The organism is Nocardioides sp. Root122 (assembly GCF_001425025.1).
In the GTDB taxonomy this organism is placed as follows: Bacteria; Actinomycetota; Actinomycetes; order Propionibacteriales; family Nocardioidaceae; genus Nocardioides.
This window is the reverse complement of the sequence record NZ_LMDE01000014.1, coordinates 71,310-84,326: the sequence shown is the minus strand read 5'-3', so window position 1 is coordinate 84,326 and position 13,017 is coordinate 71,310. Positions and strand designations below refer to the sequence as shown.

Annotated in this window: 11 protein-coding genes and 1 tRNA gene; 9 read left to right on the top strand and 3 right to left on the bottom strand. The window is 72.8% G+C overall.

Going from position 1 to position 13,017, the window contains the following annotated elements; translation table 11 throughout:
• Nucleotides 1-49: 49 nt before the first annotated feature.
• Nucleotides 50-358 (bottom strand): hypothetical protein, encoded by a 309-nt coding sequence (locus ASC64_RS18860; RefSeq protein WP_056909098.1) that lies wholly within the window; start codon nucleotides 356-358, stop codon nucleotides 50-52.
• A gap of 109 nt (nucleotides 359-467) precedes the next feature.
• Here ASC64_RS18860 and ASC64_RS18855 point away from each other — a divergent pair, with 109 nt between their 5' ends.
• A complete protein-coding gene (locus ASC64_RS18855; RefSeq protein WP_082550638.1) occupies nucleotides 468-2,660 on the top strand; it encodes a glycoside hydrolase family 15 protein in 2,193 nt (730 codons plus the stop codon).
• Between the two features lie 47 nt (nucleotides 2,661-2,707).
• Here ASC64_RS18855 and ASC64_RS18850 read toward each other — a convergent pair.
• Nucleotides 2,708-2,794: transfer RNA gene (locus tag ASC64_RS18850), tRNA-Leu, on the bottom strand.
• A 246-nt stretch (nucleotides 2,795-3,040) separates the two neighbouring features.
• On the opposite strand from ASC64_RS18850, the gene ASC64_RS18845 reads away from it, so the two are divergent.
• The 7 genes from ASC64_RS18845 to pknB are packed head-to-tail and all read left to right on the top strand — an operon-like array spanning nucleotide 3,041 to nucleotide 11,627.
• Nucleotides 3,041-3,757, top strand: coding sequence for an FhaA domain-containing protein (locus ASC64_RS18845; protein WP_156385294.1), 717 nt, complete (start codon nucleotides 3,041-3,043; stop codon nucleotides 3,755-3,757).
• Nucleotides 3,750-4,226, top strand: coding sequence for an FHA domain-containing protein FhaB/FipA (locus tag ASC64_RS18840; protein WP_056909096.1), 477 nt, complete (start codon nucleotides 3,750-3,752; stop codon nucleotides 4,224-4,226). Before ASC64_RS18845 ends, ASC64_RS18840 begins: the two co-directional genes overlap by 8 nt.
• Nucleotides 4,223-5,476: a PP2C family protein-serine/threonine phosphatase gene (locus ASC64_RS18835; protein WP_056909095.1), complete on the top strand. Its 1,254-nt coding sequence runs from the start codon at nucleotides 4,223-4,225 to the stop codon at nucleotides 5,474-5,476. The genes ASC64_RS18840 and ASC64_RS18835 overlap by 4 nt, the downstream gene beginning before the upstream one ends.
• A 4-nt stretch (nucleotides 5,477-5,480) precedes the next feature.
• Nucleotides 5,481-6,887 (top strand): FtsW/RodA/SpoVE family cell cycle protein, encoded by a 1,407-nt coding sequence (locus ASC64_RS18830; RefSeq protein WP_056909094.1) that lies wholly within the window; start codon nucleotides 5,481-5,483, stop codon nucleotides 6,885-6,887.
• Nucleotides 6,884-8,344 carry a peptidoglycan D,D-transpeptidase FtsI family protein gene (locus ASC64_RS18825; RefSeq protein WP_056909093.1) on the top strand — a complete coding sequence of 487 codons (1,461 nt, stop codon included), beginning with the start codon at nucleotides 6,884-6,886 and terminating at the stop codon, nucleotides 8,342-8,344. The genes ASC64_RS18830 and ASC64_RS18825 overlap by 4 nt, the downstream gene beginning before the upstream one ends.
• Complete coding sequence (locus ASC64_RS18820; protein ID WP_056909092.1) at nucleotides 8,341-9,837, top strand: serine/threonine-protein kinase; 1,497 nt, start codon at nucleotides 8,341-8,343, stop codon at nucleotides 9,835-9,837. The genes ASC64_RS18825 and ASC64_RS18820 overlap by 4 nt, the downstream gene beginning before the upstream one ends.
• A complete protein-coding gene (gene pknB, locus ASC64_RS18815; RefSeq protein WP_056909091.1) occupies nucleotides 9,834-11,627 on the top strand; it encodes a Stk1 family PASTA domain-containing Ser/Thr kinase in 1,794 nt (597 codons plus the stop codon). Before ASC64_RS18820 ends, pknB begins: the two co-directional genes overlap by 4 nt.
• Nucleotides 11,628-11,687: 60 nt before the next feature.
• Here pknB and ASC64_RS18810 read toward each other — a convergent pair whose 3' ends face one another.
• Nucleotides 11,688-12,446: a DUF881 domain-containing protein gene (locus tag ASC64_RS18810; RefSeq protein WP_082550637.1), complete on the bottom strand. Its 759-nt coding sequence runs from the start codon at nucleotides 12,444-12,446 to the stop codon at nucleotides 11,688-11,690.
• Nucleotides 12,447-12,536: 90 nt separating this feature from the next.
• Between ASC64_RS18810 and ASC64_RS18805 the strand changes: the two genes are divergently transcribed.
• Nucleotides 12,537-12,989: a cell division protein CrgA gene (locus tag ASC64_RS18805; RefSeq protein WP_056909089.1), complete on the top strand. Its 453-nt coding sequence runs from the start codon at nucleotides 12,537-12,539 to the stop codon at nucleotides 12,987-12,989.
• Nucleotides 12,990-13,017: the final 28 nt, after the last annotated feature.

The window sequence follows — 13,017 nt, the reverse complement described above, 5'->3', positions numbered from 1 at the left end:
CACGGATCACCCGTGCCCCCAGCGGTCCCTCGAAGTCTGCGCGCGACGCCTACTCGTCCAATGCATCGAGCTCGACGAGGGCCGACTCCCAGCGCTGCCGCCGCTCGGCGTCGGTCTGCTCCCACCACGGCGCGCCTCGCTCCCCCAGCCCGACCTTCGCCAGCCGGGTCCGGTGCCGGGTGGCCGCCAGCTCGGCCTCCGAGCCCGCCGTGCGTACGCCGGACCTGCCGCGACCCAGGTGCGACTTCAGCCGCTCCAGTGCGTCGTCCGGGATCGCCGGGTCGGTGCGCCGCCAGCGCCGCCCGTCGACCACCAGCCACCTCTCGTCGTCGCTGGAGGACTCGGTCGGCGCGGTCATGGGACCCAGTCTGGATGCGTGGCGGCCGTCGTACGGGCACCCGCGGGGGTGTGGCTGCTCGGCACCGCACGGGAGTACGACGGGATGAGTCGATCCCGGGAGGCCCCCCATGGCACTGCGCACGCTCGTCGGTCCGATCGTCCTCGGCCTGGTGGCCACGGCCTTCGCAGCACCACCTCCTGCGTCGGCCGCGGCGGCGGAGCGCGTCGCGCCGCCGCGCGGCACGAAGAGCACGTGGACCGAGGCGGACAAGGCCGGGTTCGGCACGGCGCGCACCCGCCGGAGCAACGTGTGGTTCACCCTCCAGGACGGCCGCGTCAGCGAGGTCTTCTACCCCGACCTCTCCACGCCGAGCACCCGCGTGCTCGAGCTGGTCGTGACCGACGGGCGCACCTTCACCGACCGCGCGTCCGAGGACATGGAGGTCGTCACCACGCGCCCCGACGAGCGCAGCCTGCGGTTCCAGCAGGTCGCGACGGCGGCGTCCGGCAAGTACCGCCTCACCCAGGAGTACGTCACCGACCCGGCTCGCGACGCCCTGGTGGTCCGGGTGCGGCTGGAGTCGCTCGACGGCGGCCGCTACCAGCTCTACGCCGTCCACGACCCCGCCCTCGCCAACTCCGGCATGGACGACTCCGGCCGATCGATGGGCAACGCCCTCGTGGCCACGGACGGCTCCGACCGGGTCGCCTCGGCGCTGGTCTCGCGGCCGCGGTTCGACCGCACGAGCACCGGGATCCTCGGCCGCGACGACGCCTGGGCCGACCTGGACGACGACCACCGGCTGACACCCGGTCGACGCGTGGCCGGGCCGGGCAACGTCGTCCAGGCCGGCCGCGTCCGTGGCGTCACCGGCCTGCCGGGCGACCAGCGCGCCACCGTGGTGCTGGGCTTCGGCGACGCCGGGCGCGGTGCCGTGCGCACCGCGACGACGACCGCCCGCGCCGGCGCCCGGACGGCGGCTGCGCGCTACGACCGTGGCTGGCACCGCTACCTGCGCACGCTCAGGCGCGTGCCGGACAGCGCCGCGGCGGTGCGCCGGCAGTACCTCGCCTCCGCCCTCGTGCTGGCCGCCGCCGAGGACAAGCTCAACCCCGGTGCGCTCGTCGCGTCCCCCTCCGCGCCGTGGGTGTGGGGCGACGAGGTGAAGGACCTCTCCTCGCCCTCCGGCGCCTACCACCTCGTGTGGTCGCGCGACTCCTACCAGTTCGGGACCGCGCTCTGGGCGATGGGCGACCGCGCCGCGGCCCGTCGCACCGTCGACTGGCTCTTCGACGTCCAGCAGCTGCCAGACGGCTCGTTCCCGCAGAACTCCGATGTCGGGGGCACGCCGGTCTGGTCGGAGCTCCAGCTCGACGAGGTGGCGCTGCCGATCGTCCTGGCGCACCTCGTCGGCCGCGACGGCCCGCGCACCTACCGCGGGGTGAAGAAGGCCGCCGACTTCCTCGCCGGGTTCCGCGACGAGGAGACCGGACGCCGGGCGCCGTACTCACCGCAGGAGCGCTGGGAGAACCAGTCCGGCTACTCCCCCAGCACGATCGCGGCGCAGGTCGCCGGCCTGGTGTGCGCGGCCGACCTGGCCCGGAAGAACGGTGACCGGGCCTCGGCCCGGCGCTGGCTGCGGCTCGCCGACCGGTGGCAGGCGCGGGTGAAGCGGTGGACCGTCACGTCCACCGGCCCGCTGAGCGACAGCCCGTACTTCCTCCGGCTGACCAAGAACGGTCGCCCCGACACCGGCACCGAGTACGGCATCGGCGACGGCGGCCCGTCCGCGGTCGACCAGCGCCGGGTCGTCGACCCGAGCTTCCTCGACCTGGTGCGCCTCGGCCTGCTCCCCGCCGACGACGCCGACGTGCTCTCGACGCTGCCGGTGGTGGACTCCGAGCTGCGCGTCGACACCCCGAACGGCCCGTTCTGGCACCGGTTCAGCTTCGACGGCTACGGCGAGACGCGCGACGGCGACCAGTGGGACATCACCGAGGACGACACCGGCACGACGCTCGGTCGCGGCTGGCCGCTGCTCACCGGCGAGCGGGGCGAGTACGCCGTGACGGCCGGGCAGGACGCGGCGGCGTACCTCGCGACCATGGCGGCCGCCGCCGGCGCGGGGGACATGATCTCCGAGCAGGTGTGGGACGGACGCGCTCCCACGGGTGCGGCCTGCTGCCCCGCCGGTGAGGGGACGCGGGCCGCCACCCCGCTCACCTGGTCGCACGCCGGCCTGGTGCGGCTCGCCTGGACGATCGAGCGCGGATCACCCGTCGACCAGCAGGACCTCGTGGCCGACCGCTACCGGGACTGAGCGAGGAACGACGAAGGCCCCGGACGATGTCCGGGGCCTTCGTGGTGTGGTGCGCGAGGGGGGAGTTGAACCCCCACGTCCTTTCGGACACACGGACCTGAACCGTGCGCGTCTGCCTATTCCGCCACTCGCGCTTGAAGCGGGCTCAGGCTACCCCACGGCTCGCGCGCACTCCCAATCGCCCGGCCGCCCCCACGCGGTGCGGGTTCGCGGGCCGTCACCCTCCAGAGGGGGTGATGATCCTTCCGGCGGGGCGGCAGCGTGGCGCGGGGCCGACCGGCCGGTACGCTCGCTGGCACCGGCCGGGCGGTCGATCGTGCCTGCCCACCGCGACGACCACCACAACGATGCGTCCACCAACGCGAGGAGAGGAGGCCTGTGTGAACGCCCTGCAGCGCTTCGAGCAGCGGCTCGAGCAGCTCATCTCCGGCGCCTTCGCCCGCGCCTTCCGCAGCGCGGTGCAGCCCGTCGAGATCGCCGCGGCGCTCCAGCGCGAGTGCGACAACAACGCGCAGGTCCTCAGCCGGCAGCGCCGCCTCGTGCCCAACGACTTCCACGTCGAGCTGAGCCCCGCCGACCTCGACCGCATCGTCGGTCTCGGCCGCGCGCTGGAGCAGGACCTCGTCGACCAGCTGCAGGACCACGCCGACGCCCAGGGCTACGTCTTCACGGGCCCGATCTCGGTGGCGTTCGAGTCCGCCGACGACCTCACCACCGGGCGGTTCCGGATCCGCAGCAAGGCGCAGGCCAGCGTCACCGACAACGACCAGCGCACCCGCACGCGCTCCTCCCACGCCACGCTCGAGGTCAACGGCACCCGCCACCCGCTGCGCCCGCCCGGCCTGGTCATCGGCCGCGGCACCGAGGCGGACCTGCGGATCAACGACCCCGGCGTGAGCCGGCGCCACCTCGAGCTCGAGGTCTCCATCGACGGCGTCGAGGCGGTCGACCTCGGCTCGACCAACGGGATCCTGGTCGACGGCACCAAGGTGGCCCGCGCCCGGCTCCGCGACGGGTCGCTGATCCGGATCGGCCACACCGAGATGACCGTGCGCATCGACGGCGGACGCGACGAGGCCGGGGGCTGGAATGTCTGAGCTGACCCTCTTCCTGATCCGGGTGGCGTTCCTGGCCATCCTCTGGATCTTCGTGCTGTCCGCGATCTCGGTGATCCGCTCCGACATGTTCGGCGCCCGGGTCCCCGAGACCGCGCGCGGTGCAGCACCTGCCCCCGAGCGTCGCGGGGGCGGCAAGGCTCGCAAGCCGCGCCGCGGCTCCCCGACCCACCTGCTGGTGGTCGAGGGGGAGAACCCCGGCGTCCGTGCCGAGCTCGCCGACGCCCCGCTCCTCATCGGTCGCGGCAGCGACGCCGCCATCAAGCTCGACGACGACTACGTCTCGACCCGTCACGCCCGCGTCGCGGCCAGCGGCGACGAGTGGTTCGTCGAGGACCTCGGCTCCACCAACGGCACCTACGTCGGCCCGGTCCGGATCACCCAGCCCACCACCATCGGGCTCGGCGTGCAGGTGCGGGTCGGCAAGACGATCCTGGAGCTGCGGAAGTGAGCCTCTACCTCCACTACTCCGCGATCTCCGACGTCGGGCGCGTGCGCCGCGAGAACCAGGACAGCGGCTACGCCGGTCCGTGGCTGCTGACCGTGTGCGACGGCGTCGGTGGTGCCGTACGCGGTGACCTGGCGTCCAGCACGGCGGTGCAGGCGCTGCGCAAGCTCGACCAGGAGCCCGACGAGGACATCCTCGGCCAGGTCGCCGGCGCCATCCACCGTGCCGACGACCGCATCGCCGAGCTCGTCGAGGAGGACCCCGGCCTCAACGGCACGTCCACCACGGCGACCGTCGCGCTCTTCGACGGCACCCGCTTCGGCCTCGGCCACATCGGGGACAGCCGCGCCTACCTCTACCGGCGCGGCGAGCTGCGCCAGCTCACCCACGACCACACGTTCGTCCAGTCGCTCATCGACGAGGGGCGCATCACCGAGGAGCAGTCGCGGAGCCATCCGCACCGCAACCTCATCCTCAAGGCGCTCGACGGCATCCGCCACGAGGAGCCCGACCTCTTCGAGGTCCCTGCCGAGGTGGGCGACCGGATCTTCCTCTGCAGCGACGGCGCGTGCGGCACGCTCACCCCGGAGCGGATGGCCGACATCCTCTCCACCGGCACCCCCGACTTCGCGGCCGTCGAGATGGTCCGCGCCAGCCTCGAGGCCGGCAGCACCGACAACGTCACCTGCCTGGTCGCCGACGTCGCCGAGGAGGCGCCGCCCGAGGACCTCGCCCCGCTGCTGGTCGGTGCCGCGGCAGACCTGCCCCGACGGATGCCGCTCGCCGGTGCCGTCGGTGGCCTGTTCCGCGGCCACCGCTCGGGCGACACCGGTGAGATCCCGCCGGTCCCCGGCGACGTGCCCGAGGGCGCGTTCCCCGGCGACCCGATCGATGCCGAGGCCGCCCGCTACGCCCCCCGCGACCCCGGCCGCCACCGCTGGTTGCGCCGACTGCTGGTGATCGCCGTCCTGGCCGGCCTGGCGTGGATCGTGCTCGCCGCCGGGTGGTCGTGGAGCCAGCAGCAGTTCTACGTCGGCGAGCAGGACGGCAAGGTCGCGATCTTCCGCGGCCTCAACGCCGACCTCCCCGGCGTGTCCCTCTCCCACGTCTACGAGGTCACCGACGTCGACCTCGACCGGCTCAGCGACATCGAGGCCGAGACGGTCCGCGAGGGCATCGAGGCCGACGACCTCGACGAGGCCCGGCTCACCGTGGACAACTACGCCGCGCGCCAGGACGTCGACGCAGGGTGACGCGATGAGTCAGACCGGGACCCTCATGGGCTTCGTGCACCGGCGGCGCCGGGGCGCGGAGCTGTTCCTCCTCCTCCTCGCGCTCGCGGTCGGGATCGGCGCCTACGCCGCCGTCGGGCTGGGCGTCGAGGGCGAGGTGCCGGCCGACCTGGTCGGCTACGGCGGCTGGCTGACCGCCCTGATCGTGGCGGCCCACGTCACGGTCCGCCTCGTCGCGCCCTACGCCGACCCGGTGCTGCTGCCGCTCGTGGCGGCGCTCAACGGGCTCGGCCTGGCGGTGCTCCGCAGGCTCGACCTCACCTACGAGGCCAACGGCCTCGACCAGCACACCTTCGCCCGCCAGCAGCTCACCTGGATGACGCTGGGCGTGGTCCTGTTCGTCGCCACGCTGGTCTTCCTGCGCGACCACCGCTCGCTGCAGCGCCTGACCTACACGTCCGGCCTGGCCGGCATCGTCCTGCTGGTGCTGCCGTTCCTCCCGGGCATCGGCGTGCCGATCAACGGCGCCAACATCTGGATCCGGGTCGCCGGCTTCTCCTTCCAGCCCGGCGAGGTCGCCAAGGTGCTGCTGGTCATCGCCTTCTCCGGCTACCTCGTCCTGCACCGCGACGCCCTCGCCCTGGCCGGACGCCGGGTGGTCTTCGTCGACCTGCCGCGTGGTCGCGACCTCGGCCCGATCCTGGCGATGTTCGGGGTCTCGATGCTGATCCTGGTCAAGCAGAACGACCTGGGCTCCTCGTTGCTCTTCTTCGGCCTGTTCCTCGTGATGCTCTACGTCGCCACCGAGCGGCCGGGCTGGCTCGTCGTCGGTGGGCTGCTGTTCGCCGCCGGGGCGCTCGCGGCGTACTCCTTCGTCGGCAACGTGCAGAACCGCTTCAACTTCTGGCTGCACCCGATGGACTACTACGACGCCTCGCCCGGAAGCGGCCAGCTCGTCGAGGCGCTGTTCGGCATGGGCTGGGGCGGGCTGATCGGCCGCGGCTTCGGCAACGGCTTCCCCGAGCGGGTGCCGTTCGCCTACTCCGACTTCATCCTCTCCACCGTCGGCGAGGAGCTCGGCCTGGCCGCGGTCATGGCGATCGTCCTCTGCTACGGCCTGATCGTGGAGCGCGCGCTGCGCATCGCCCTCATCTCGCGCGACGGGTTCGGCAAGCTCATGGCGGTCGGCCTCGGGGCGATCTTCGCGCTCCAGGTCTTCGTCGTCATCGGTGGCGTGACAGGCTTGATCCCGCTCACCGGCCTCACCACGCCGTTCCTGTCCTACGGCGGCTCGTCGCTGGTGGCCAACTGGGTCGTCATCGCGCTGCTCCTCCGCATCTCCGACCAGGCCCGCCGTCCCGCGCCCCGCCTCGACCCGGTCGACGAGTCGGCCGCCGACAGCGAGAGCACCCAGGTGGTGAAGCTGCGGTGAACAAGCCCATCCGCGTCGTCTCGGTCTTCTGCCTGCTGCTGTTCCTCGCGCTGCTGGTCAACGCGACCTACCTGATGTACGTCCGCTCCGGCGACCTGTCGCAGGACCCGCGCAACCGCCGGGTCATCACGGCCGCCTACTCCCGCGAGCGCGGCGCCATCCTGGTCGGCAAGGAGGCGATCGCGCGCAGCGTGCCGTCCGACGACCAGTACAAGTTCCAGCGCACCTACTCCCAGCCCTTCAAGTACGCCCCGATCACCGGCTACTTCGCCTTCTTCAGCCAGACCGGCGTCGAGCGCTCGCAGAACAGCGTGCTCGCCGGCGACGACTCGCGCCTGTTCGTCACGCGGCTCGTCGACCTGCTCAGCAACACCGACCCCAAGGGCGGCAACGTCCAGCTCACCGTCAACGCCGCCGCGCAGGACGCCGCCTGGGAGGGCCTGGAGAACCTTCCGGGCGACGCCCAGGGCGCGGTGGTCGCCCTCGAGCCGTCCACGGGCCGCGTGCTGGCGATGGCCTCGACGCCGACCTTCGACCCCAACAACCTCGCCTCCCACGACTTCGGTGCCGTCGCCGACCTCAGCAAGAAGCTCAACGCCGACGAGTCGCAGCCGCTCATCAACCGCGCCATCGGCACGACCCTGCCGCCCGGGTCGACCTTCAAGCTGGTCACCGCGGCGGCCGCGATCGAGTCGGGCAACTACGACGCCGACTCGATGGTCCCCGGCGGCTTCGGCTTCAAGCTCCCGCAGTCCTCGACCACCATCCGCAACCACGACGGCGGCAACTGCGGCGGTCGCCGGATCACCATGACCCAGGCGATGCAGGTCTCCTGCAACGTCACGTTCCTGTCGCTCGCCAACGAGCTCGGCAACGACGCGATGGCCGAGCAGGCGGAGAAGTTCGGCTTCAACGCCACGTCGCTGGAGGACCTCGGCGGCCAGGCGACGTCGCTCTACCCGCGCGACATGGACGCCCCGCAGACCGCGATGTCGGGCATCGGCCAGGCCAGCGTCACCGCCACGCCGCTGCAGATGGCGATGGTCGCCGCGGCGATCGCCAACGACGGCGACGTGATGCGCCCCTACGTCGTCGACGAGGTCCGCGCACCCAACCTGTCCGTCCTCGACAAGACCGACCCGCAGAGCATCAGCAAGGCGATCTCGAGCACCACGGCCGAGGAGCTCACCAAGATGCTCGTCGCGACCGTCGACACCGGCACCGCGACCCCGGCCCAGATCCCCGGCGTGGAGGTGGCGGGCAAGACCGGCACCGCGCAGTCGACCGCCGACCGGCCGCCCTACGCCTGGTTCGTCTCCTTCGCCCCGGCGGACGACCCCAAGGTCGCGGTCGCCGTCCTGGTGCAGTCCAGCGACACCGCTCGCGAGGAGATCGCCGGCGGCCTGCTCGGCGGCCCGATCGCCAAGGCGATCATGGAGGCGGTGATCGCCCCGTGACCGCCCTCCGGCCCGGAGGACACGTCGACCCCGCCCGCCGCTACGTCCTCGAGTCGCGCATCGCCACCGGCGGCATGGGCGAGGTGTGGGCGGCCCGCGACACCACCCTCGACCGCGCGGTCGCGGTGAAGGTGCTCAAGACCGAGTACGCCGACGACGCGCTCTTCCGGGCCCGCTTCGAGACCGAGGCGCGCCACGCCGCCGCCCTGCACCACCCGGGGGTCGCCGCGGTCTTCGACTTCGGCGAGAGCACGGCCGACGACGGCTCGGCCACGCCGCGCCCCTACCTCGTGATGGAGCTCGTCGAGGGCCAGCCGCTGTCCGCGCTGCTCCGCCCCAGCGCGCCCATGGACCCCGCGGTGGCGCAGGACCTGCTCGCCCAGGCAGCCGACGCGCTCGGCGCCGCGCACGCGGCCGGGATCGTGCACCGCGACGTCAAGCCCGCCAACCTCATCGTCACCCCCGACCGGCGGGTCAAGGTCACCGACTTCGGCATCGCGCGCGCCGCCGACGGGATGGCCCTGACCGAGACCGGGCAGGTGATGGGCACCCCCGCCTACATCTCCCCCGAGCAGGCCGAGGGCGGCACCGCGACGGCTGCCTCCGACGTCTACTCCCTCGGCGTGGTCGCCTTCGAGTGCCTGGCGGGCCGCAAGCCGTTCCTCGCCGACACCCCGGTCGCCACGGCGATCGCCCACCTGCGCAACCCGGTGCCCGAGCTGCCGGACGCCGTGCCCGCCGACCTCGCCCGGGCCGTACGACGTTCGCTCGCCAAGGCGCCCGGCGACCGCTTCTCCGACGGCACCGCCTTCGCCCGAGCGCTGCGCGACCCCGCGTCGGTCAGCGGAGCGGCCGTCGGCGGAGCGGCAGCAGCGGCTGCCGCAGCGACCGCGGTCACGCCGGCGGTGGCCGACGAGTCCCACACGCAGGTGATGCCGGCCGCCGCACCCGCTGCTCCTGCCGCCGCTCTTCCCGCCGCGGCACCTGGGCCCACCGAGCCCGCTCCGCGCCGACGACGCGCCGTGCCGTGGGCAACGATCGTCGGACTGGTGGCCGTCGCGGCAGCCGTCGCCTTCGCGGTCTGGCTCGGCGCTCGCGGCGACGACGCGCCCACCGACGAGACGCCGAAGACCCCCGAGCAGAGCGAGACGACGCCGAGGCCCAGCCCGACCAGGACGCCGACGCGGACCCCCACCCAGACGCCCACCGAGACCCCGAGCGAGACCCCGAGCGAGACGCCCTCGGAGTCGCCGTCGCAGACGCCGACCGAGACGCCCACCGAGACGCCCACGGAGACGCCCACGGAGACACCGACTCCGACGCCGTCGACGTCGCCCACCGAGACGCCGACGCAGTCACCCGCGGCGACGCCCTCGCAGAGCCCGGCGCAGACGCCGTCGGAGACCACCGCGAGCAGCCCGAGCGCCAGCGCATCGCCCAGCGCGGCCTCACGGCGGACCAGCACCACCGACCGGAAGGACGAGGACGGATGAGCCAGTCCGAGCCGACACTGATCGGCGGCCGCTACGAGCTCGCGGAGCTCCTCGGGCGAGGCGGCATGGCCGAGGTCCGCAAGGGACGCGACCTGCGACTGGGACGCACCGTCGCGGTCAAGCGGCTGCGCACCGACCTGGCCAGCGACGCGACCTTCCAGGCGCGGTTCCGGCGCGAGGCGCAGTCCTCGGCCTCGCTCAACCACCCCGCGATCGTGTCGACGTACGACACCGGCGAGGAGATGGCCACCGACGGCTCGGGCGTGGCCCAGCCCTACATCGTCATGGAGTGCGTCGAGGGTCGCACGCTGCGCGACATCCTCCGCGAGGGCCGCAAGATCCTGCCCGAGCGGGCCCTCGAGATCACCGCGGGCGTCCTCTCCGCCCTCGACTACAGCCACCGCGCGGGGATCATCCACCGCGACATCAAGCCGGGCAACGTGATGCTCACGCCCTCCGGCGACGTGAAGGTGATGGACTTCGGCATCGCGCGGGCGATCTCCGACGCGTCCTCGACGATGACCCAGACCGCGGCCGTCGTCGGCACCGCGCAGTACCTCTCCCCCGAGCAGGCCCGTGGCGAGACCGTGGACTCGCGCTCCGACGTCTACTCGACCGGCTGCCTGCTCTACGAGCTGCTCACCGGCCGCCCGCCCTTCATCGGCGACAGCCCGGTGGCGGTCGCCTACCAGCACGTCCGCGAGCCGGCCTCGCCGCCGTCCGACCACGACGACCAGCTCGACCCCGAGATCGACGCGATCGTGATGAAGTCGCTCGCCAAGCGCGTCGAGGACCGCTACCAGAGCGCCGCGGCCATGAAGGCCGACATCGAGCGCTACCTCGCCGGCCACCCCATCCAGGCCCCCGCCGTGGTGCCGCCCCCGGCCGAGACGCAGTACGTCCCCCCGGTCCCGCCGGGCGAGTCGACCACCACGCTCGCTGCCGGCGCGCCGCCGCCGCGACGCGACGAGCCCTCGCGGAGCCGTACGGGCTGGTGGGTGCTGGCCGGGCTGCTGCTCGTCGGGCTCCTGGTCGCCGGCGCGTACCTGATGAACGACCTGCTCTTCGACGACGCCCCCCAGCGCGAGGCCGTGCCCAACCTCGTCGGGCTGACCGAGGACGAGGCCCGGGTCAAGATCGTCGACGCCGGCTTCAGCGTCGGCCGCGTGGACCGTGAGCCCTCCGACACCGTCGCGGTCGATCTGGTGATCAGCCAGGACCCCGCCCGCGACACCTACAAGGACCCGGGCGACTCGATCAGCTTCGTCCTCTCCCTCGGCAAGCCCGAGGTCGAGGTGCCCTACGTCGTGGGCAGCCTGCGCAAGGAGGCCCGCCAGACGCTCGCCGACGCCGGCTTCGCGGTGAAGTTCCAGGAGGAGGACTCCGACGAGGACCGCTTCCAGGTCCTGCGCACCGACCCGGCCGCCGGCACGTCCGTGGCCGAGGGCGCCACCGTGACGGTGTTCTACTCCGACGGCCCCGAGAAGGTCCCCAACGTCCGCGGCATGAAGCAGGGCGAGGCCGAGCGCACGATCCGCGAGGCGGGCTTCGTCCCCGACGTGCGCATCGACGCGACCTCCACCGAGCCCAAGGGCACGGTCGTCGACCAGGTCCCCCTGCGCGGCACAGCCGACCAGGGCTCGACCGTGCTCATCTTCGTCTCTGCCTACGAGGAGCCGGTGACACCCACGGAGACCCCCACCGAGACGCCCACCCTCCCGACCGAGACGCCCACCGAGACCCCGACGCCGCCGACGGAGAGCCCGACCACCCCGCCGCCCACGGGCTGACCCGACGACCACCGACACCCGGTGGTCGAGGAGGGCGCCCCGCGCCCGTCACGAGACCCCTCAGCCCGCGTCCGACATCGGCGTGGCGTAGGTGAGGTCGAGCAGTCCGGTGTACGCCGGCGCGACGGCCGAGTCGAGCGCGGTCATGTCCCACGAGACGCTGCCACCGGGGATGTAGGTGTAGTCGCGGTAGATCGCGAGGATCGGGTCGGTCGTCAGCTCGGCCTCCATCGCGGCCGGGTCGCCGATGCCCACGATGACGTACGGCGGCGAGTAGGGCAGCCCGTGGAGGGTCACCTGGTTGCCCTCGCACTTGATGCCCGTCGTGGAGATCAGCCGCTGCCCCTGGATCGTCACCGCGACCGCACCGGCATTCCACATGGCGTTGGCGACGGCCTGGATGTCCTGCTGGTGCACGACGAGGTCGTTGGGATTGCCGTCGTAGGCCAGGCGCGACTCCTCGGGGGCGTCGTCCAGGGTGACCTGCACGGCGGGACCGGACTTCTCGGTGAGCCCGGCCGGGTCGACGAGCGTCGCGATCTCGTCCTGGACCCGCGTCACGGACCGGTCCCCGAGCTCGGCGCTGAGCGCCTCCACCTGTGCGTTGAGATCGGCCGCCTCGGCGGTCAGGTCGCCGGCCTCGTCGCGCTCGGCCCGCACCACCGAGGCGAGGTCGGTGAGCCGCCCGCCGCGCAGGTCGATGCCGTCGCTCTGCTCGGCACTCACCGCGAACAGTGCGCCGCTGAGCAGCACGACCACCGGCGTGGCCACCCGCCAGACACGGCGACGCCCGGGGGACGAGTGGGGCGGCGACGACATGGCGACTACGCTAACCCCCCGGCGGGCGCCGAGCGTCCCCGACGAGCGTGACCGCACGCCGACGAACCCAGCCGAGCCCCAGGAGCAGCAGTGTCGAAGTCCCAGACGGTCATCCCCGCGGAGAAGGACAAGCTCTTCTCCGTCAGGTTCGTGATCGCCCTGCTGCTCGTCGTCGCGGGCATCGCCTGGCTGGCCTACTACTACGTCGGCCCGCGCGGCAACCCGCTCGCCTTCCCGCCCGTCGCGGGCAAGCCGAAGGCCGTCGCCGACCTCGGCGACTGGAACTACGCCATCGGCTTCGGCGCCCTCATGCTCGGCCTGATGGTCTCGGCGCACCCCTCGACCCCGCTCGGCCGCGGCCGCGGCGTGGTGGTGGGCATGCTGGGCTGCTTCCTCATCGGTCTGCTCTGGATCTGCACCTTCTACGTCTTCTCCGACGACCTCTCCAAGCTGTGGATCTTCAACGACCTCGGCCAGTGGAACCTCGTCGTCGGCATCGCCTTCATGGCAGTCGGGTTCAGCTTCGCGACCAAGTGGGAGTAGGTTCTCCCTCGACCGGTCGCACCGGTCA

Excerpts from the sequence above, each read along its gene's own strand:
- ASC64_RS18860 (WP_056909098.1), bottom strand. The coding sequence starts at position 358 with ATGACCGCGCCGACCGAGTCCTCCAGCGACGACGAGAGGTGGCTGGTG.
- ASC64_RS18855 (WP_082550638.1), top strand. The coding sequence starts at position 468 with ATGGCACTGCGCACGCTCGTCGGTCCGATCGTCCTCGGCCTGGTGGCC.
- ASC64_RS18840 (WP_056909096.1), top strand. The coding sequence starts at position 3,750 with ATGTCTGAGCTGACCCTCTTCCTGATCCGGGTGGCGTTCCTGGCCATC.
- ASC64_RS18830 (WP_056909094.1), top strand. The coding sequence starts at position 5,481 with ATGAGTCAGACCGGGACCCTCATGGGCTTCGTGCACCGGCGGCGCCGG.
- pknB (WP_056909091.1), top strand. The coding sequence starts at position 9,834 with ATGAGCCAGTCCGAGCCGACACTGATCGGCGGCCGCTACGAGCTCGCG.
- ASC64_RS18810 (WP_082550637.1), bottom strand. The coding sequence starts at position 12,446 with ATGTCGTCGCCGCCCCACTCGTCCCCCGGGCGTCGCCGTGTCTGGCGG.